The organism is Pseudochelatococcus sp. B33 (genome assembly GCF_053570585.1).
Genome location: NZ_JBSEFH010000014.1, coordinates 1 through 19,885, shown reverse-complemented (window position 1 = coordinate 19,885; position 19,885 = coordinate 1). Strand labels below are relative to the sequence as shown.

The 19,885-nt window shown below is 66.9% G+C and carries 18 protein-coding genes; all 18 read left to right on the top strand.

The features are described from left to right. Window position 1: 1 nt before the first annotated feature. On the top strand, window positions 2–1,666 hold the full coding sequence (gene hutU, locus ACUSIJ_RS16355; RefSeq protein WP_449309480.1) for a urocanate hydratase: 1,665 nt from the start codon (window positions 2–4) through the stop codon (window positions 1,664–1,666). Between the two features lie 86 nt (window positions 1,667–1,752). Then, window positions 1,753–2,460, top strand: a complete 708-nt coding sequence (locus tag ACUSIJ_RS16350; RefSeq protein WP_449309479.1) for a transporter substrate-binding domain-containing protein — start codon at window positions 1,753–1,755, stop codon at window positions 2,458–2,460. A 171-nt stretch (window positions 2,461–2,631) separates the two neighbouring features. After that, a complete protein-coding gene (locus tag ACUSIJ_RS16345) occupies window positions 2,632–3,279 on the top strand; it encodes an amino acid ABC transporter permease (protein ID WP_449309478.1) in 648 nt (215 codons plus the stop codon). Then, window positions 3,279–3,941: an amino acid ABC transporter permease gene (locus ACUSIJ_RS16340; protein WP_449309477.1), complete on the top strand. Its 663-nt coding sequence runs from the start codon at window positions 3,279–3,281 to the stop codon at window positions 3,939–3,941. The genes ACUSIJ_RS16345 and ACUSIJ_RS16340 overlap by 1 nt, the downstream gene beginning before the upstream one ends. A 1-nt stretch (window position 3,942) precedes the next feature. Further along, complete coding sequence (locus ACUSIJ_RS16335) at window positions 3,943–4,716, top strand: amino acid ABC transporter ATP-binding protein (RefSeq protein WP_449309620.1); 774 nt, start codon at window positions 3,943–3,945, stop codon at window positions 4,714–4,716. Window positions 4,717–4,984: 268 nt separating this feature from the next. After that, complete coding sequence (locus ACUSIJ_RS16330; RefSeq protein WP_449309476.1) at window positions 4,985–5,731, top strand: AfsR/SARP family transcriptional regulator; 747 nt, start codon at window positions 4,985–4,987, stop codon at window positions 5,729–5,731. Window positions 5,732–6,018: 287 nt separating this feature from the next. Next, complete coding sequence (locus ACUSIJ_RS16325; protein ID WP_449309475.1) at window positions 6,019–7,032, top strand: hypothetical protein; 1,014 nt, start codon at window positions 6,019–6,021, stop codon at window positions 7,030–7,032. Window position 7,033: 1 nt separating this feature from the next. Continuing rightward, entirely contained in the window at window positions 7,034–7,312 is a 279-nt protein-coding gene (locus ACUSIJ_RS16320) for a hypothetical protein (RefSeq protein ID WP_449309474.1), read from the top strand. Next, window positions 7,309–9,405 carry a phage tail sheath subtilisin-like domain-containing protein gene (locus tag ACUSIJ_RS16315; protein ID WP_449309473.1) on the top strand — a complete coding sequence of 699 codons (2,097 nt, stop codon included), beginning with the start codon at window positions 7,309–7,311 and terminating at the stop codon, window positions 9,403–9,405. Before ACUSIJ_RS16320 ends, ACUSIJ_RS16315 begins: the two co-directional genes overlap by 4 nt. Before the next feature lie 13 nt (window positions 9,406–9,418). Next, window positions 9,419–9,907, top strand: a complete 489-nt coding sequence (locus tag ACUSIJ_RS16310; RefSeq protein WP_449309472.1) for a phage tail protein — start codon at window positions 9,419–9,421, stop codon at window positions 9,905–9,907. Then, window positions 9,907–10,674, top strand: a complete 768-nt coding sequence (locus ACUSIJ_RS16305) for a T4 family baseplate hub assembly chaperone (protein ID WP_449309471.1) — start codon at window positions 9,907–9,909, stop codon at window positions 10,672–10,674. Before ACUSIJ_RS16310 ends, ACUSIJ_RS16305 begins: the two co-directional genes overlap by 1 nt. A gap of 191 nt (window positions 10,675–10,865) precedes the next feature. Continuing rightward, a complete protein-coding gene (locus ACUSIJ_RS16300) occupies window positions 10,866–12,758 on the top strand; it encodes a hypothetical protein (RefSeq protein WP_449309470.1) in 1,893 nt (630 codons plus the stop codon). A gap of 1 nt (window position 12,759) precedes the next feature. Continuing rightward, a complete protein-coding gene (locus tag ACUSIJ_RS16295) occupies window positions 12,760–14,778 on the top strand; it encodes a hypothetical protein (RefSeq protein ID WP_449309469.1) in 2,019 nt (672 codons plus the stop codon). A 10-nt stretch (window positions 14,779–14,788) separates the two neighbouring features. Further along, window positions 14,789–16,696, top strand: coding sequence for a hypothetical protein (locus tag ACUSIJ_RS16290; protein ID WP_449309468.1), 1,908 nt, complete (start codon window positions 14,789–14,791; stop codon window positions 16,694–16,696). A 12-nt stretch (window positions 16,697–16,708) separates the two neighbouring features. Next, window positions 16,709–17,452 (top strand): hypothetical protein, encoded by a 744-nt coding sequence (locus ACUSIJ_RS16285; protein WP_449309467.1) that lies wholly within the window; start codon window positions 16,709–16,711, stop codon window positions 17,450–17,452. A 12-nt stretch (window positions 17,453–17,464) separates the two neighbouring features. Continuing rightward, a complete protein-coding gene (locus ACUSIJ_RS16280) occupies window positions 17,465–17,782 on the top strand; it encodes a hypothetical protein (protein WP_449309466.1) in 318 nt (105 codons plus the stop codon). 1 nt (window position 17,783) lies between these two features. Next, the gene (locus ACUSIJ_RS16275; protein WP_449309465.1) at window positions 17,784–19,016 is read left to right on the top strand and encodes a hypothetical protein; all 1,233 of its coding nucleotides are present in this window, start codon (window positions 17,784–17,786) and stop codon (window positions 19,014–19,016) included. Between the two features lie 15 nt (window positions 19,017–19,031). Then, on the top strand, window positions 19,032–19,838 hold the full coding sequence (locus ACUSIJ_RS16270; RefSeq protein WP_449309464.1) for a phage baseplate assembly protein V: 807 nt from the start codon (window positions 19,032–19,034) through the stop codon (window positions 19,836–19,838). The last annotated feature ends 47 nt before the right edge of the window (window positions 19,839–19,885 follow it).

Sequence of the window (19,885 nt, the reverse complement as noted above, 5' to 3'; positions counted from 1 at the left end):
CATGGATAACCCCCGCCACAATACCCGTGACGTCTTCCCGCCGACCGGCCCCGAGATCACCGCGAAAAGCTGGCTGACCGAAGCGCCGATGCGGATGCTGATGAACAACCTGCACCCCGACGTGGCCGAGAATCCGCATGAGCTCGTCGTCTACGGCGGCATCGGCCGCGCCGCGCGGACGTGGAAGGATTTCGACCTGATCGTCGACAGCCTGAAGAAGCTGGAAGGGGACGAGACGCTGCTGGTGCAGTCGGGCAAGCCCGTGGGCGTGTTCCGCACCCACAAGGACGCGCCGCGCGTGCTGATCGCGAACTCGAACCTCGTGCCGCATTGGGCCACCTGGGACCACTTCAACGAGCTCGATAGGAGGGGTCTGGCGATGTATGGCCAGATGACCGCGGGCTCGTGGATCTACATCGGGTCGCAGGGCATCGTGCAGGGCACCTACGAGACGTTCGTCGAGGCGGGCCGCCAGCACTACGGCGGCGATCTGAAGGGCAGATGGATCCTGACCGCCGGGCTCGGCGGCATGGGCGGCGCCCAGCCGCTGGCGGCGGTGATGGCCGGCGCCTGCTGCCTTGCCGTCGAATGCGACGAGACCCGCGCCGATTTCCGCCTGCGCACCCGCTATGCCGATGAAAAGACCCACAGCCTGGACGAGGCGCTGGCGATGATCGACCGCTGGACCGAGGCGGGCGAGGCGAAATCCGTGGCGCTGATCGGCAACGCCGCCGACGTCTTCCCGGAACTCGTCAGGCGCGGCGTGCGGCCGGACATCGTGACCGACCAGACCTCGGCCCATGACCCGGTGCATGGCTATCTGCCCACCGGCTGGACCGTCGCCCAATGGCGCGAGCGTCAGGAACCCGACCCGAAAGGCGTCGAGAAAGCCGCCCGCGCCTCGATGAGGGTGCAGGTCGAGGCCATGGTCGCCTTCCACGGCATGGGCATTCCGACCGTCGACTACGGCAACAACATCCGCCAGATGGCGCTGGAGGAGGGGTTCGAGAACGCCTTCGCCTTCCCCGGCTTCGTGCCCGCCTATATCCGTCCGCTCTTCTGCCGCGGCATCGGCCCCTTCCGCTGGGCGGCGCTGTCGGGCGATCCGGAGGATATCTACAGGACCGACCGGAAGGTGAAGGAGCTGATCGACGATCCGCATCTGCACACCTGGCTCGACATGGCGAGGGAGCGCATCAGCTTCCAGGGCCTGCCCGCCCGGATCTGCTGGGTCGGCCTCGGCCTGCGCCACAAGCTGGGCCTCGCGTTCAACGAGATGGTGCGGAGCGGCGAACTGAAGGCGCCGGTCGTGATCGGCCGCGACCATCTCGACTCGGGTTCGGTCGCCTCGCCCAACCGCGAGACCGAGGCGATGCGGGATGGCTCCGACGCCGTTTCCGACTGGCCCCTGCTGAACGCGCTGCTGAATACCGCCTCGGGTGCGACATGGGTGTCGCTGCACCATGGCGGCGGCGTCGGGATGGGCTTTTCGCAGCATTCCGGCATGGTCATCTGCTGCGACGGCAGCAGCGACGCCGATGCACGCCTCGCCCGGGTGCTGTGGAACGACCCCGCCACCGGGGTGATGCGTCATGCCGATGCAGGCTATCAGATCGCCATCGATTGCGCGCGTGAGCACAATCTGAACCTGCCGGGCATTCTTTGACTTCTTCACGCGTCGCTGATTATCTGCGGCGCGTGTCGAAATGTACAATAACGAAACAACGAAATCAGTCCAGTAAGGAGAACGACATGACTATCTTCAGAGTTATCAAGTCCGCCGTGTTCGGTATGGCCGTATTCGGGCTGGCCGGGCCTGCCCTGGCCGACCAGTTGGCGGATATCCGGGCGGCGGGCAGGATCGTCACCGCGACCGACATGCACTATGCGCCCTTCGACATGCTGGTGAACGGCGAATATCAGGGCATGACCAAGGACCTGTTCGACGAGGTCAGCAAGGAGATCGGAGCCGAGCCGTTCTATCAGGACATTCCGTGGACGGCCGAACTGCCGGGCCTCGAAGTCAAGAAATTCGACATCGTGATCGCCCCCGTGACCATTACGCCCGAGCGGCTCGAGCGCTACACCTTCACGCTGCCGATCGCGGATGCGACCGTCTCGCTGGTCAAGTCGGCGAGAAACGAAGAGCTGCAGAAGCCCGAGGATATCAAGGGCAAGGTCGTCGGCGTTCAGCAGGGGACGGCGCAGTTCCGCCAGCTCGAGGCCTATGGCAAGGAGCTCGGCGGCATCACAGTCAAGGAATACGGCACGACCGACGAGGCGTATGCCGATCTCGCCGCCGGCCGTCTCGATGCGGTCGCGGGCTCGCTGCCGAACCTGACCTATCTGGTGAAGAACCGCCCGGAGACCTTCGCGCTGTTCGAGCCTGCCTCGTTCGGCCAGCCGACTTACTTCGCCTGGGTTCTGCGCAAGGAGGCGGACAGCGAGAGCTTTGCCTAGGCCATCAACGACGCATTGCTGAAGATGACCGATGACGGCCGCGTCAAGGCGATTCAGGAAAAGTGGCTCGGCGGCTATACCGAACTGCCCCGCGAGGTTCCGACGAACTGAGCTGCCTGCTGCGGGCGGGCCTTGTCCCGCCCGTGTTCTCCGGACCCAGGCGAGGAGCGCATGTTCTCGATTCCGGTCTTCATCGAAAGTTTCGCGCCGCTGTTCTGGGCGGCGCGCTATACGCTGCTGATTTCGGTGCTGGGCATCGCGCTCGGGCTGGTGATCGGGACGCTGATCTGCGCGGCCCGGCTGTCGCCTTACCACTGGCTGCGCCGCTCCGCCGTACTCTGGGTCAGCTTCCTGCGCGGCGTGCCGCTGCTGGTGCAACTGCTGGTGTTCTACTACACGCTGCCGATGATCGGGCTCCACGTGCCCGCGCTGGCTGCCGCGGTCATTACGGTCGGCATCTGCGCCAGCGCCTATATCTCGGAAATCTGGCGCGGTGCGATCGCCGCCCTGCCGAAGGGGCAGGCCGAGGCCGCCGTCGCCATCGGCATGACCCCGCGCGATGTCTGGACCCGGGTGATCCTGCCGCAGGCGGTCACCCTGTCGCTGCCCGCCCTCATCAACGAACTGATCCTGCTGGTGAAGGCATCGTCGCTGGTTTCGGTCGTCGGCATCCTCGAGATCACCCGCGCCAGTCAGGCGCAGGCCGCGACCACTTTTCGTCCGCTTGAGGTCTATATCGCGGCGGCCTGCATCTATCTGCTGATCAACCTGTGTCTTGCGGCACTGGGGCGCTACCTCGAACACAGGACGGCCGTCTGATGGATTGGAGCATCCTGCAACAATACGGGCCCGCGCTGCTGAGGGGGTTCGGCAACACGATCCTGTGCTGGCTTCTGGGCACGATCTTCGGCATGGCGCTGGGCCTCGTGATCGCGCTCCTGCTGCGCTACGGCCCGCGCTGGCTGGGCTGGGTCATCCAGGCCTATATCGAGATCATCCGCGGCACGCCCTTCCTCGTGCAGCTGTTCGTGCTCTATTACGGCGGCCCGCTTGTCGGCCTGCGGCTCGACGCGCTGCCGGCCGGGCTCCTGGGCCTGACCATCTACGGCAGCCCCTATTTCGCCGAGATTTTCCGCTCGGGCTTCCGTGGCGTGCCGCTCGGCCAGATCGAGGCCGCCCGCGCCATCGGCATGACCGAGCTTGCCATCGTGCGCCGCATCCTGCTGCCGCTCGGCCTCGTCTCGTCGCTGCCGGCGCTGGTCAATTTCTCGATCATCCTGACCAAGGAAACGGTGATCCTGTCGATCATCACGGTGCCGGAGCTGATGTATCAGGTCCAGCGCATGTCCACCGAGACTTTCCGCTACGTTGAAGCCAATCTGGTGCTTGCGCTGTTTTTCTGGGCGCTGGTCGAGGCCATCTCGCGCGTCGGCCGCAGGCTTGAGACGCACATCACGAAACATCTGATTGAAAGGGCGTAAGATGCTTGCCGCGTCATCCGTCGAGATTCGCCAGGTCAACAAGCACTACGGCCATTTCCATGCGCTGAAGGATGTCGATCTGACGATCCAGCCGGGCAAGGTGACGTGCCTGATCGGGCCTTCGGGCTCCGGCAAGTCCACGCTGCTGCGGTGCATCAACTTCCTTGAGGAATACGAGTCGGGCGAGATCCGCATCGACGGCCAGCTCATCGGCTACGATGCGCCGGGCAAGAAGATGTCAGGCCGCAGGCTGCGCGAGATGCGGCGCTCGATCGGCATGGTGTTCCAGCAGTTCAATCTGTGGCCGCACATGACCGCCATGGAGAACGTGGCCGAGGGGCTGATCCGTGTGCGCGGCATGTCGAAATCCGTCGCCTACCAGCGCGCCGCCGACGCGCTGACGAAGGTGGGGCTCGCCGACAGGATGGCGAACCATCCCGCGCGCCTCTCGGGCGGTCAGCAGCAGCGCGTGGCGATTGCCCGCGCCATCGCCATGGAACCCCGGCTGATGTTGTTCGATGAGCCGACCTCGGCCCTCGACCCCGAGCTGGTGGGCGAGGTGCTGAACGTCATGAAGACGCTCGCCAGCGAGGGCATGACCATGGTGGTAGTGACCCACGAGATGGGCTTTGCCGCCCATGTCGCCGATCGGGTGGCTTTCATGGAGAAGGGCGAACTGGTCGGCGTGGATGTCCCCGACCGCATCCTGCATCAGCCCGAGGATGCGCGGATCCAGTCCTTCCTGCGCACCTATCACGAGCGCAACAATTTCTGACCGTCGGCCCGGATCGACCCGAAACGCGATGCCGGTTTTCGGATAGGCCGCGACAGGGACGTGCGGCTATGCTAAAGTTGTAAGATAAACGACGTTGATAAGCTGACGTCATTTTAATATCCGTCAATTGTTTATATGCGTCAATTGTTTACGCATCAGAATATGCATCCAAGGTCTTTAGTGCGGCTTTCGTCGGATCGATGGCGGTCTGTGGGGCTGATGGTGCTTGCGCCGAAGAACCCCCTTGCGCCGTCGGAAGGAGCGGGCAATGGGTTTCAGCCTGTATACGTTTGGAGGCGTGCGACTCAAACGTCCCGACGCGAGCGAAGCTGAAGTTCCCACCCGCCGCGCGAGGGCGCTGCTGCTGTTCCTGGTCATGCATCGCAACAGGGCCGTCCATCGCGAAGTCATCTGCGCAACGCTCTGGCCCGATGCCAGCGAAGCCTCGGCTCGCTCCCAACTGCGCAAGGCGCTGTGGCGGATCCGCGTTGCCGCCGGGCCGGACGAGGCGCAGATCCCGCTGATCGTGAACGAATACCAGATCGGGCTCGACCCCAGGCGGCTGCAGGTCGATGCCTGGGATTTCACCGATATGCTGGGCGATCTGGAGCTCAAGGGCGACGGCAGCCTGACCGATGGCGATGCGCGCAGGCTCTTGCGTGCGCTGGAAATCAGCCAGGGGCTGTTCGGCCAGGGGATATTCGACGACTGGCTTCTCGCCGAACAGGAAAGCCAGGCCGAGGCGCGCATCATCGTCATGGAACGCCTGATCGCCTACCACCGTGTCCAGGGCAATCTGAACCAGGCGATAAGCTGGGCGCAGAAGGTGCTGAAGATGGATCCGCTGCGCGAGCATCTTCACGCCTCGATCATCGAATGCCGTCAGGCGATGGGCGACAGGGCCCTGGCGATCAGGCAGTTTCGCGAATGCGCCGAGGTCCTGAAGCGCGAAGTCGGCGTCGCCCCCTCGGCCCAGGTCCGCGCGCTCTACGAACGGCTCGTGCGCGAAGTCTGACCATTTCCCCATCCCCATTTATCCGCGTTCAGGAGGAACGGCATGTCGTGCCGCTCGGCGGGATCTGCCGCGCGCCGGCCGCCGGAACGGCGTTGCATGCTGGAACGCTGGCAGAACGCGTGCGGAGCGCGGACGGACCGGTCGCGGATGGGCAACGGTGCGGATCGGGCGCGTTTGCGGTGCGGAAGCGGCGGCGCGACAGAACGCGCCGGACAGGAAGACGGAACGCTGGCAGGACCGGCTTCCGCTAGGCTCGACGAGCAAGTTTTCGGAAGGCCGATGTCCTCATGCCGTTTCAGCTCGTCGACGATTTCGATGTGGTCGCCCCCTGGCAGGCGTTGACCCCGGCTGCGGCGCCGTCCGCCGAGATCGCCCTTGCGACGGTCGACGAGGCGCATCCGCTTGCCGTAAGCCAGGGCGCGCTGAGCGCCACTTTCTCCGGCGCGGCGGCGGGCCACCGGATACGGCGCGCATTCGGCCCGCTCGATCTCGGCGCCTTCGACCGGCTGACTTTCTGGTTCCGCCCGGATAGCCCGCTGCGCGGGTTGGCCGAGGACCCGTTCCAGGTGCGGCTGCGTCTGGGTTCGGCGGCGTTGCCGCTCGATGACGGCGCGAATCTGTGGGGCCGGTATGTGGCGGGGGGGAACGGCCGGGGCTGGAATTTCATGGTCGTCAGCCTGTCCGATCTGCCGCCCGCCATTGCCGCCCAGGCAGGCGAGATCGAGTTCCAGCTTGCCGCGACCGACGGCACCGCCCACCACGTCACCTTCGACGCCATGGAGCTGGCGCGCCCGGCGCTGGCGCAGGACGTCGATGCCGCGCTTCTGGCGCGGCTCGACAACGTGCTGGCGATCGGCGGCAATCCGGTGCCCGCGCGGCTCAGCCCCGAGATCGCGCCGCGTCCCTATATCGCCATCACCCAATTTGGAGCCAGGCGCGCCCGTGCCCGTGATCCGCAGGGTTTTCGGCGCGAGGAGCGCGACGACGAGGGCGTGCTGCAATGGCCCGCGCCAAGGGCGTGGGACCTGTCCTATCGCTTCGAGCCGGCGGCGGACAGCCGCGCCGAGCAGGCGGCGATCCTCGATTTTCTTGCCGAGCGGCTGGATTCGGACTGGCTGCCCGTCGGCAACCGCGCCTTCCGCCTGGAAAAGGACGAGGAGCCGGACGAGGACGACAAGGACCTGCCGTTGCCCCCTCTGCGCTATGTGGTGTCGGCGTGGGCGGAATCCGGCGTGCCGTCGCGTGCAATCCCGGTCAGCACCACCCGCGTGAGTTTAGACCAGCGGAGCCAGGAGGCCTGAGATGAAAGACTACCCCTGCCTATACCGCAACATTTCCGGCCGCCCGCTGGAGCTTCACGGCGGCGCGGCGGTCCGCATCCTCGCGCCGGACGAGATCATCGTCGCCGAGGCTCCGGATGCCGAGCTTCTGGCGCTGGAGCGGAAAGGCGCGCTCAGCCGACACGCGCCGCCGTCCCCGCCGCCGGCGCCCCCGCCCAGCCCGTCCGCCTCCACGCGGAAAACCAAAGCTGCCCCCCGGCATGCCGCCAGAGCCACTACCCATAAGGGAGACAAGGCATGAACTACAATATCGGCCTCAATGTCATCGAAGTGAACGGATCGGGCGCGCCGGCCATCGCAGGGGCGGCGACTTCGGTTGCGGCCTTCAACGTCCTCACCCGGCGCGGCATCCCCAACCAGGCGGCGCGCATCACCTCGATGGCCGATTTTGTGCAGCGTTTCGGTGGCCACTTCGCCGGCGGCTATGGCGCCTATCTGGTGCAGGGCTTCTTCGACAACGGCGGCGCCGTCGCTTATGTGAACCGGGTGGCGGGGGCCGGGACGACGGTGGCGTCGCTCCAGTTGGCGGATTCGGCTGCCAGTCCCACCCTTCGGATCGAGGCCGGTTATCGCGGCACCGCCGATCCCGGCTCCTGGGGGCGCGACATCTACGTCAGGACGACGCGCCGCTCGATCACCACCGGGGTCAGGCTGTCCGAGACGGCACCGGCGACCATCACCTCGGCCGCCCTTCCGGCGGCGACCGATCTCGTCGCGGCGGGCTTTCCCCCTCTCATTGTGACCATCGACAATGCCCCGACGCCCACGCAGATCGATTTCGCGGCCGGGCAATTCGCCGATCCCACCGCCGCGACGCGGGAGGAAATCGTCGCCGCGATCAATGCCGGAACGGACGATCTAGTCGCGTCGCTGACGGCGGCGGACGAATTGCAGCTGACGTCGACGGGGAACATCGCCCTGGTGCAGGGCGGTTTCACCCGGCTCGAGGTCGCGGCCAACGCCGACCTTGGCTTCGCCGCGGCGACGGCGGGCGATGCCACGACATCGGCCCTGGGCGCCACGGGTGCGACCCTGGCCGACGTGTCCAGGCTGAAGGTCGGCGATGCGGTCGAATTCAGCGACGGCGCCACGACCGAGCAGGTCAAGCTGATGTCGGTCAACCTGACGACCCGGGCGGTGTCGTGGTCTCCCGCCCTTGCCGCCCCCGGCGCCTATACCACGACCGACCTGCGGATCGCGACGCTGGAGTTCGACATTGAGATCTATCAGGGCGGCACCCAGCCCGAGGATCAGGTCGAGGTTCGCGAGGGCCTGTCGATGGAAAGCGACGTGGCGAACTACGCCGTCGCAGTGCTGAACGATCCGCTGACCGGATCGACCTTCGTCCGGGGCATCGACGAGAACTCGGCGACGGGTGTCGGGGAGGACCGCCCGGCCGACCTGCCGCTCGCCCTGGCGCTGAGCACCGGCGGGGTCGACAGTGCGCCGACCGCGCCCGACTTCATCGGTGACGCCGCCGCCGGCACGGGCTTTTACGCCTTCGATGCCTTTCAGGTGCAGATCGTCACCAGCGAGCGCACCGATGCGGCCATCGCCCAGGCCGGGATCACCTATTGCGAGGGCCGCGACGACGCCATGTACGTCGGCGCCGTGCCGGAGAACGCGATCGCGGGCGGCTCGGCCATCGCTTACGGCCAGGCGCTGATGGGGATGAAGCGGTACGGCGCGCTCTACGGTCCGTGGATCGTGGTGTCCGACCCTCTCGGCGTCGGCGACAATCCGTTGAAGACCATCCCGCCGACCGGGCACGTCATGGGCGTCTACGCCCGGATCGAGAGCACGCGCGGCATCTGGAAGGCGCCGGCCGGGGACGAGGCGCAGGTTCGCGGCGCCATCGACGTCACCACCCGGTTTTCGGACGTGGACCACACCGCGCTGGTCAAGGAAGGCGCGATCAACGGCATCCGTCCCATGCCGCGCGCGGGCATCGTCATCGACGCCTCGCGCACGCTGTCCACCGACAGCCGCTGGTTGTTCGTCAACGTGCGGCTGCTGTTCAACTTCGTGAAGTCCTCGCTGCGCGAGGGGCTGCGCTGGGTGCGGCAGGAGCCGAACAAGGACCGGCTGTGGAGCCTCATCAAATACGATTCGGTCATCCCCTTCCTGACGCAGCTCTGGCAGCAGGGCGCCTTCGGCACCGGCAAGCCTTCCGAGGTCTTCACCGTCATCTGTGACGCCTCGAACAATCCGCCTGCCCAGGTCCAGCTGGGCTTTCTGAACGTGGACATCACCTTCTACCCCTCGGTTCCGGCCGAGACCATCGTCGTCCGCGTCGGCCAGCAGCCGGGCGGTTCCAGCGCATCCGAAGCATGAGAGGAGCAAGCCAATGCCCGACGTAGGCGGCATCATCGAAGGCTACAAATCGACGGAATATGTCCTGATCGTCGATGCACAGGAAAGCCCCGGCGTCACCAAGATCTCGGGCCTTTCCGAAGGCTCCTACGACATGATCGAGCAGCCCGACGGCGGATCGACCCAGATCTACAAGATCTCGTCGACGAAGGTCAAGTTCGAAACCTTGGTCATCGAGCGGCGGATGGACGGCTCGCAATATGACAAGATGTTCCACGACTGGTGGAAGGAGACTTTCAATTTCGCCGACAAGCTCGGTCAGGGCTCGCGCGTGCGCAAGAACTTCCGCATCGAAAAGCGGGACAACGGAGTGGTCGTGCTGACCTTCCTGATTAAAGACGGATGGATCAAGTCTTCCAAGTTCAGCGATCTGGAGGCGGGATCCACCAACTTCTTCACGCAAACGATCGAGATCGAGCACGAAGGGCTTGAGCGGATCGACGCAACAGGAGGGGGCGCATAATGAACGCACCGATACGCGAAGCGGAATTCGTCCTGCCCATCGGCTTCGAGGGAACGGACGGCGTGGTCAGGCGCCGGGGCGCCGTGCGCAAGATGACCGGGCGCGAGGAGGCGATCCTCGCCGAAAAGTCCAACCAGGGCAACGGCGGCAAGCTGGTGACCGAACTGATCCATTCCTGCGTGACGCAGTTCGAGGGCAGCCAGTCGCTGACCAAGCAGGACGTGGCGAACTGGTATTCGGCCGACCGCAACTACGTGCTGATCCGCCTGCGGGCCTTCACGTTCGGCCCCGAACTGCCGGCGACCTACACCTGCACGTCCTGCGGCGAGAAGCTCGAAGTCGTGGAGAATCTCGACGAGCTTCCGGTCAAGGTCCTTGGCGAGAACGAGGAACTGGCGGAGGTCGTGGTCGAGCTGCAGGACGGCTATTGGGACAAGGACCAATGCCACACGTCGATGTCGCTGACCTTGCCCAAGGGCATCGACGAGACCGTCGTGGCGCCGCTCATCCGCAAGAATCCGTCGAACGGCAAGAACGCGCTGCTGGCCCGCTGCCTCACCCGGCTCGGCGACATGCCCAAGCACCGGCTGGAGCAGCTCGGCTCGCGCATCTTCCAGGAGCTGACGCTGACCGACCGGCGGCTGATCGACCGGGCGCTGAACCAGGCGGCGCCGGGGATCGACCTGTCCCGCGACTGCATCTGCCCGAGTTGCGGCAGCAACATCCGCACCAGTCTGGACATGACCCATTTTTTGTCGCCGGACTGAGCGCTGAGGCGCTGCGCCAGGAAATCTTCTTCCTAGCCTATCACCTGCACTGGTCGCATGGCGAGATCATGGACATGGCGAGCCCGGAAAGACGGGTCTTCGTCAAGCTTCTCGCCGAGCAGATCGAACGCGAGAACGCCCAGATCAAGGCGGCGCGGAACGGATAGGTTCTGCGCCGAGATGGAGAAGACATGCCCATCGCCCTGTTTCCCGAACTGTCGAAGGCACTGACCCAGACGGCCGGGCGGCTGGCGGCGTGGGAGCGGCTGGTGCCGCTCGAGGAGCAGCTTCTGCGCCGCGCGCGAGGTGCGTTCCTCGTCAGGTGGTTCGGGCCGCTGGTGCCCGAGCGGCGGCTCAATCTCTACATCGCCATCGACAATATCGACGCGCTCAGGGCGCGGCTGGAGCAGGCCCAGGCCTCCATGCCGGGACCGGCGGCCGAAATGAGCCTGCTGCGGCCGCTCGCCACCTATTCGGGCGTGCTGCTGGGCTCGGTCTTTTCGGTGACGGGCGGCTTCATCGCCGGATACATGGTGCTGGAGTTTCTGGAATTGCTCGGCACCGCCTGGTACGAGGAAGTCCCCAAGGTCCTGATCGGCCTGATCGGCGGCCCGCTGATGGGCGCGCTCGGCCCGGGGCTGTCGCTGTTCCTCGGTCTGCCGGTGCTGGTGGGCTTCGCCGTGGCGAGCGCCATGAACGCCGACCAGACGACGCGCGCCGTCCATGACCTGCTGGGCGATCTGGCGGCGATGCTCGACGCCTTCTTCCGCTTCTGGGACCAGCTGACCGGGCCTGTCGACGAAATCCGTAATCCGGTGCTGCGTGGCCTCGTCCTGCTCATGAACCGGATCGCGCATCTTTTCGCGCAGGTCCTCGGGTTCGTCTCGATCGTGGTGGTCAAGTTCCTGCCGCTGATCCCGTCGCTGGTGAACCAGTGGCGCGCGATCAAGGCGCTCGGCCTTGAGACGATCGAGGTCGCGAAGGAGGCCGCCGAGGGCATCAAGGACGCGCTGCTCGCTCCCTTCCGCGGCGGGTCGATCAGAGGCGCGATCCTCGGGCTGTTCACGGCCCTCATGGCTCTGCCCGGCAAGATCGTGGACAGCGTGAACCTTCTGATCGAGAGCATGAAGGTCGAGCTTGGCGCGGCGCTCGATACGCTGAACACCCGGATCTCGACCTACATCGACGGGCTCTCCGAGCGCATCGTCGACGCGTTCAAGGCGACGCCCCTGGGGCAGCTGATTCAGATGATCACGGATTTCATGGCGCTGATGCCCGCGATCACATCGGCCTTTTCCGGGCTCGGGGCGGGGACCTCCCCATCGGGCGGCGGGCCGAGCAAGGCGGCCCAGATCGAGGAAAGCCTGCGCAGCTTCTGGACGATGTTCGGCTTTGCCGTGGCGGATGAGATCGGCGAGGCCCTGCCGGGCGAGAGGGCAGGCGAGAAGATCGGCCCCCAGACGGCTCTCGCCATCGCCGACGTGATCGGCGCGGCGCGGCGTCTGTCGCTGCCGGATCTTCCCGATCTCGAGGTCCCGGACCTTCCCGGCGTGCCCGTGCTTCCCGATGTGGAGACCCTGCGGGCGCAGATCGGCACTCCCGCGCATCGCGACCTGGGCAGTGACGCGGCCGAAATGCTGCGCGCGGCGCGCGAGGCCGAGGGCGCAAGACGCCTTCCCGCCGCCATGATGCGCCGGCCACGTTCGGCCTTCGCCGACCTCCTGCGCGAGAACGCGGCGCCGACCGCGCCCTCGCCGCGGCAGCTTGCCCTGCGCGACGCGATCTACGCGGCGGTCGGACGTGTGCTTCCCGCCGCGTTTCGGATCTATGCCCCGGAACTGCGCGACATCTTCGACAGTATCGACCGCGAGATCTACCAGGTCGAGCCGACCGCCGGGCCGCTTCCCGAGCATCCGCAGCTCGTGCTGCCCGACTCCGGCCGCTTGCAGCCGGTGGTGGAGGTGTTGGCGATCCATGCGCCGCAGGGCGCCTATGCGCCCGACCTGCGCGCCTTCCGCGATATGGTGACGGCCGCGATGCTCGCCGAAACCTATCGCGTATCCGACGTTCCGACGGGAGGGTGACATGCCGATCATCCTGCTCTGGAACACGATCGCCCTGCCGCAGGCACCAACCCTCAAGCGGATACTGGGCGACATGAACTACGCCTCGGCGGCGCTGCAGAAGGGGCTGTCGCGCCGCCTCTCGGATGCCGAGAAGGCCGAGATGCTGACACGCGCCTATCCCGTCTTCCGCTTCACGGACGAGGCGGTCTCGGCCTATGTCACCCGCGCGCAGGCGGGGGCGGCGCTGTCCGTGCCGTCGCCGGGCTGGGGGGCGCGGTTGGCGGGGCTCGGCCCGGCCTGGAACCTGCCCGGCCAGATCGCCGGCCGCGTGCACGAGGCGACGCTGCTCCCCCGCCTTGCCGCCATCCTCCATGAGATCACCGGCACGGTGCGCGGCTCGGTGGCGCGCTTTCGCGAGCCCTCGGCGCGCATGTTCGAGGAGGGCGCGGTCTCGGCCGTCGACATCTTCGGCATGGGGGCGCTTGCCTTCCGTGCGATCGGAGCCGGCAGGGCGGGCATCTACGTGCGGATGAAGCCCGTCGCCCGGGCGATCATGGGGCCGGACACCTCCGCCATGTCGGCGGCGGCGGGCGCCGCCCCCTTGTCCGATCTGCCGCTCGACATGCGCCTTGACGAATGGACGCGCGACATCGCCGGGGCCCTGATCCTGCTTCCGGCCGTCAGCGCACTGGCGATGATCCTGGGTCCCGACGTCATCCAGTGGCTGCGGCACGAGACCATCAGCGAGCTCGCCGGCATCGAATCCGCCGTCTTCGACATCCGCAGCCGCTTTCTTGCCGGCCTGTCCCATGCCGTGACCACCTTCAGCGAGGCGGGCATCGCCTTCCTCATCGTCGCGAGAGACTATGCCATCTCCCATCTGGACCACTGGGTCCGATTTTCCAGCGCCTATCTGTTCGGGCTTCACGGCGGACTGACGGCCTTCGTCGGCCAGTTGTCGACCTTCTGGGAGGGGGTGCGCAACCTGATCGCCGCACTGATCGGCTTCGGCAATCAGATCATCGCGATCGATCTCACCGAACTGATCCACCGGGCGCTGGTCGCGATCCAGCATCTGTGCGATTTCATGATCCATTTCGCCTACAACAAGGACGAGAAGCCCGCGCGCTATGTCGCGCCGGGCTCGTTTCCGGTCACGGTCGAGCAATTGCTGCTGGGCGAGGGCAACGGCCAGCGTGCCCGCGACGAGCTGGCGCGCGGCATGACGCGGATGCGCGCGCTTCTGGCGGGATCGATCAAGCTCAACCTTGCCGGCGCCATCGGCGGCATCATCAAGGACTTCAACTTCGCCGGCCTGATTGCCGGGCTCGACCTGCTGGGTTCGCGCCTGAACCGTGAGGTGCGGGAGCTGGGGGAGCAGCCGGTCCTGCGCTATACGGAGGACAGCGAGCCCGATCTCGCGGCGCTCGTTGTCCGTCCGGCGCGCGAAGGCCTGTCGCAGATCGTCGACGATCTGGGCAACCGGTTGAACACCGAACTGCAGGCCACGGCCAACGGCATGGTCACCATGCTGGACAATGCCGCCGGCGAATTCGACCTCGCGGGCGCGAGCGCGGCGCGCTCCAGCCTGCATCGCGTCTATCGCCAGCTGGCCGAAGGCACGGATGCCTTTGCCGCGCGCGCCTTCCCGCCGGAGACGCGCGGCCCGTCGGCCCTCGCGCCTGTGGCCGAAGCCTTCGCCATGGGCGTCGCTGGGGCCTTCCGTACGATGGAGGCGGCGCTCGGCGGTTTCCTCGGCTTCGTCATGGCGCAGTGGCGCTCTCATCTGGAGCGCAACGTGGACACCCCGGTCGAGGTCAACGCGACCTCGCCGCGCATCCTGCTGGAGCGGGCGAGGCTCGGCCGCGTCCACATGCCGGAAATGGTGATCCGGCTCCGGGCCGCGGAGCTTGATCAGGCCACCGCGCGCAGGATCGCGGCGCAATTCGCAAGCGAGGTGCGTTCGGCCTACGCCCGGGGCGAGGATCGCCTGTCTTCCTGGCGCACCGCCGCCAGCAGCCCGGCTCCGGGCGGGTAGGGAGGGCGCGATGGATCCGGACAGCATGGTCATCGGCGCTCTCGGGGTGCTGCTCACCGAAGTCAGGGTCGCGCGGCGCGCGCTGGAGGAGGTCGAGCGCGCCTCGTCCCGCTACATGGGGATCGAGTTCAGCAAGGCCTTCGCCGAAGGGGCGAGCTTCGGCGCCCCGCCGATGTACCAAGGCGCGCTGCGCGTCCACGTCATCAACATCAACGACCTCGCGCCCGGAAACTCCATCGCGGATCTGCTGATGGGGCTTCTGGGCGGGGTCGGCCATCTCGTCGGCGGGATCATCGGCGGGGCGATCGGCGGCACGGTCGCGGCCTGGGGCCTGCCGATGATGATCCGCGACCTGCGCCGCACGGTCGGCGACATCCGCGAGATCATCCGGATGCTGGGGATCACCGCGCCGCAGAACCAGCCGTCCGCCGAAGAGGCCAATCCCGTGACCCAGGCCGAGACCGGCGAGACGCTGCTGACCACGGTGGATGGCATCCAGGGGCTCGTCCGGGGGCTGACGGCACTGTTCACCACCGCCTCGGAAGGACCCGGTGCGGGCGATCGGGCCGGGCGGATCGCGCCGGAGGTGCTGACGCCGGAGGGCCAGAAGTGGATGGAGATCCTGAGCGGGGTCAACCGGCTGCTGGAACGGGCCATGCATCTCGTGGACGGGCTGATCCTGCTGATCCCGAGCCTCGTCGGCGCGATCGCGCTGCTGGTCACGAGCCTGCCCGAGATCCGGCGCGAGCTGCTGCTGACCTTCCAGTTCATCCTGCGCAACATCCTCGTGCTGCGCGGGGTGGTGCTGACCACGATCTTCGAGATCATGGCCACGGCGGCGCGGCTGACGGCGTCCATCGTCGGCATCATCGGCACGGTGCTTGAGGGCATTCTCGGGTCCATCGTCAGCGTCATTTCCTCGATCCTCGACAACGCCTTCGCCGCGCTCGAGGTGATGACCGGCGCGCTGACCGCCATCGTCAAGGCGCTGCTGCAATGGCTGGTGAACGGCGTCTTCAACACCCTGCGCGAGATCGGCAACCTGTCGGTCTTCCGCACCATCGACCATCTCGTGCGGATGCTGCCGGGGCTCATCGAGCCGATCTTCATGATCACCGTCGCGGTCATGTCCGATTCCGCCCAGCGCCTGCCGGAGGACCTCACCCAAAGGCTCAACACCGCCTTCGACGCCGGTTTCGCCGGCATGTCCGCCGGCGTGAGGGGGACCCTGCCGGGCGCTGTCGCGGGGACGGGCGCGGCGCCCACGACCGAGCAGATCATCGGCGATTTCCCCAAGATCGACGACATTCTCGACCCGCTTCACGACGCGCTGTCCGCCGGCATAGCGACGACGGGGGCCGAGATCACCACCGCCACGCGCGATGCCTTCGACACGGTGAACGGTGCGCTGACCGGGCTCGGCGGGCGCTTCGACGCCGCCATCGCGCACGAAGGCGATCTGTCGCGCCGCGTGCTGGAAGGACACAGGGCGACCATCACCGCCAATGCCGATGCGCTGGCGAGCGCCATCGCCGCGCCGCTCGCCGCCGAAAGCCCCGCGACGGGGCTCGAGGACATCGCCAGCGCCTACCAGACCTGGCTGACCTCGGAAGGCACGATCGCGGCCATTTTCGACCGGGCGGTGCAGCATCTGACGCGCCGTCCGGAAGCGGGCGAGCCGCCCCCCGGCGCGCTCGACCTGATGCGCGGCGCCTATGACCGGCCGCATGCCTCGGTCGAGATCGAGAGGGTCGAGATCGTGCTCGACCCGCCCGAGACGCCCTACCTGACGCCCATTCCGCTCGCGCCCGAGCCGCCGATGTCGGACGAGGATATCTGGACGGCATGGCATCGCCACGCAATCGAACTCGACGAACGCGGGATCCGCGTCGACGACCCCCGCGCCCTGATATCGTGAAGGAGACTGGACATGACCCTGGCCCGTGGAATTCTTGCCAATATCTACCAGATCCCGCCGCTGATCTTCCGCTTCCAGTACAACCCGACGCTGCTGCAGGAGCGCAAGCGCTACAAGTGGCAGCAATCGAACGCGACCGGGCAATGGATCTTCGACCAGGCCGCCGCCGCCTCGGGTGCCTTCGACACGCTGAAGGGGATCTACGAGGACCTGAAGGAGTTCGGACCCCTGCTGACCGCGACCAAGCCCTACGAGGCGCTGGAGGGCGAACCGCGCAAGTTCACGCTGGAATTCAAGCTGGACGCGCTGGAGCCGGGCCCGCGTGAATCCGGCAGCCATTTCGGCGGCTCGATCGAGCCCGACCTCGCGGTGCTGCGGTCGTTCATGTACCCGTCGTGGGACGCGCTCGACATCCTGTCGACGCTGGCCAACGGGATCTTCACGCGCGAATGGAACCTGCCCTGCTGGAACGCGCCGCCCATGGTGACGCTGGTCTACGGACCTCTGTCCTATGACTGCATCATGGAGGACCTGGACATCAAGATCACGGAATTCCAGGGCGATCTGTCGCCCGCCAGGGCCGAGGTCAAGGTGTCGCTGGCCGAGCAGACCCATTCGACGACGCCGTTTTCCGACTTCGTGATCCGCAAGCTCGCGGCGGGCCGCGCGCTCGGCCGGCCCGATATCGGACGCGATTTCGCAGCCGCCACGCCGCTGGGCGTGCCGATCTACACCAGCCTTGAAAACGTGTTCTAGCAGGAGGAGATCATGCCGGTTTCGACCCGTTCGCGCTATTTCGTCCTGCCGGCGGAAAACGGCCCGTCCGCAGCCGACGGGGATGCGCCCGTCACCTACCTGCCGATGCGGCCCGAGCCGCCCGCGACCTCGACCCAGACGCGGCTCCTGCTGACCGGGGACGACAGCCTCGAAAGCCTGGCGCACCGCTATTACGGGCGTTCGGACGCGTGGTGGTTCATCGCCGACGCCAACCCGCTGGTCTTTCCGCTCGACTGGCGGCCGGGGCAGAGCGTGACCCTGCCGCAGGGCACGGGCCTCGGGCGCGTGCTGAGGACGCGGAGGTTCTGACATGCCGTCCGACAGCAACGTGTACCTCAAGGTCAGGCTCGGCGCGCAGAAGCCGTTCGCCGACATCGCGCCGCAGGTCATCTCGGTCGATGTCGAGGATCTGGACCGGGGCACCGACAAGGCGACCGTGGTCGTGTCCGATCAGGCCCAGGTCAATGGCGAGGTCATCCGCGAGGGCATGGAAGTGCGCATCGAAATGGGCTGGGAGAGCGAACACGCGCTGCTGTTCATGGGCGTCATCAAGCGCACCGAAGCCGTCGCGCCCTCTGCCGGCAGCACGACCGGCCGGCTGCGGTTCATCGCCTACGATTTCTCGGACAGGCTGCAGGTGATGCCTCCCAACGAGCAGCGCCAGCACGTCGGCACGCTCGATCAGATCCTGACCGCGATCGCGCAACGGGCGCAGATCCCCGTCGCGGATGTGGTGATCGACCCGATGCCGCAGTGGAGCGAGGACCGGAAACTCGAGCAGTTCAACCGCACGGACTGGCAGATGATCCAGGATCTCGCCGAGCGCTACCGTGCCCGCGCCTTCGTCGAGGTCAACGCGGACGCGTCCGACAGTCCCGAGGAACTGGCCGAGGGCGGGGCGTCGCGGCTCTATTTCATATCCGAAACCGCGCTGCTGGCGCAGCCGAAACTCGGCACGCTGAACTATTGCCGGGGCTATTCCTCGCTGATCGAGTTCCGGACCCAGCGCATCGGATCGGGGGCGGCGCCTTCGGCCAGCGTGGTGACGATGAACCCGGAAACCGGCGCGGTCGTGCAGGAGGCCGGCGCCCCGCATGCCCCCGAGCCCCCCGCCGCGCTCGGCGCGAACCAGGTCGAGGGGCTAGAGGCCGCGGTCGGCGCTGGACGCGCCGCCGGAGCAGCGGCGGCGGTCGATTTCGCCAATGCCCAGCCCGTCACGCCGGAGGCCATGCGCCCCGTGACCGAGCGGGCGGGCGTGCCCTCGGACCCGGCGCTGGCGCGCGGCCTCGTGGAACGCGACAAGACCCGCATCCGCGGCCTTTTCGGCACGGGCCTCGCGATGGGCACGGTCTTCCTGCGCGCCAAGGGGTCGGTCGAGATCACCGGTCTCGCCAACGGCGCCTCGGGCATCTGGTACGTGCGCAAGGTCAACCACCTGTACGAACGCGAGGACACGGCGCGCACGCGCAACTGGTTCACCGGGATGCGGGAGGTCGTCGACACGCGTCTGACCTACCGCACCCGCTTTGAAGCGACATGCTGAGGAAGGGAGCCGAAGATGGTTGCCATGTTGGATATGGGCCGCCAGGGAACGAGGTTCTACGGCAAGTACAGCGGCACCGTCGACGCCGCCTCGGAGCCGGACGCGCGCGGGCTCATCAAGGTTAGGGTGCCGTCGATCTTCGGCGTCGGGGGCGCGGTGTGGGCGCGGCCCTGCCTGCCCTACGGCCATTTCTACCTGCCGCCGCCGGGCACGCACGTCTGGGTCGAATTCGAGGCCGGCAATCCGGAATACCCGATCTGGGTCGGCGTCTGGTATCCCGAGGGCAGCGCCCCTCCCGAGACGCAGGAGACACCGCAGACCGAGCGTGTGATCCAAACCCCCTTCGGCCATACGCTGCACATCTCCGACAAGGACGGCGAGGAAAAGATCACCCTGCGCCACGGCGCCAACGCCTTTCTGGCGCTTGCCGATGACGGTTCGGTCATCCTGTCGAACAACAAGGGCGCGAATCTGTTCCTCGACGCGGACGGCACGGCCGCGACGCTGCAGAGCGAATCCGGCCACCTGATCACCATGAGCGAGGACTCGATCCTCATCGCCGGCAAGGACGGCGCCTCGGTCGAGATCAAGGGCGACACGGTCAACGTGCTGGCGCCCAAGGTGAACATCTCGGGCACCTCCGTGGCGCTCGGCGCCGGGGCGGCGGAGCCGACGGTCATGGGCAATCAGTTCAAGATTCTCTGGACGCTGCTGCAGGGCCACGTCCACCCGACGGCGATGGGGCCAAGCGGCCCGGCGCCGACGCTGGCGGTTCCGCTGCTCGACGGCGTGCATCTGTCCAGCGCGGTGGTGGTGAAATGAAAGGGCAGGGCCATGACCTCACGTTGCAGTTTCCCGCCGCTGCCGCA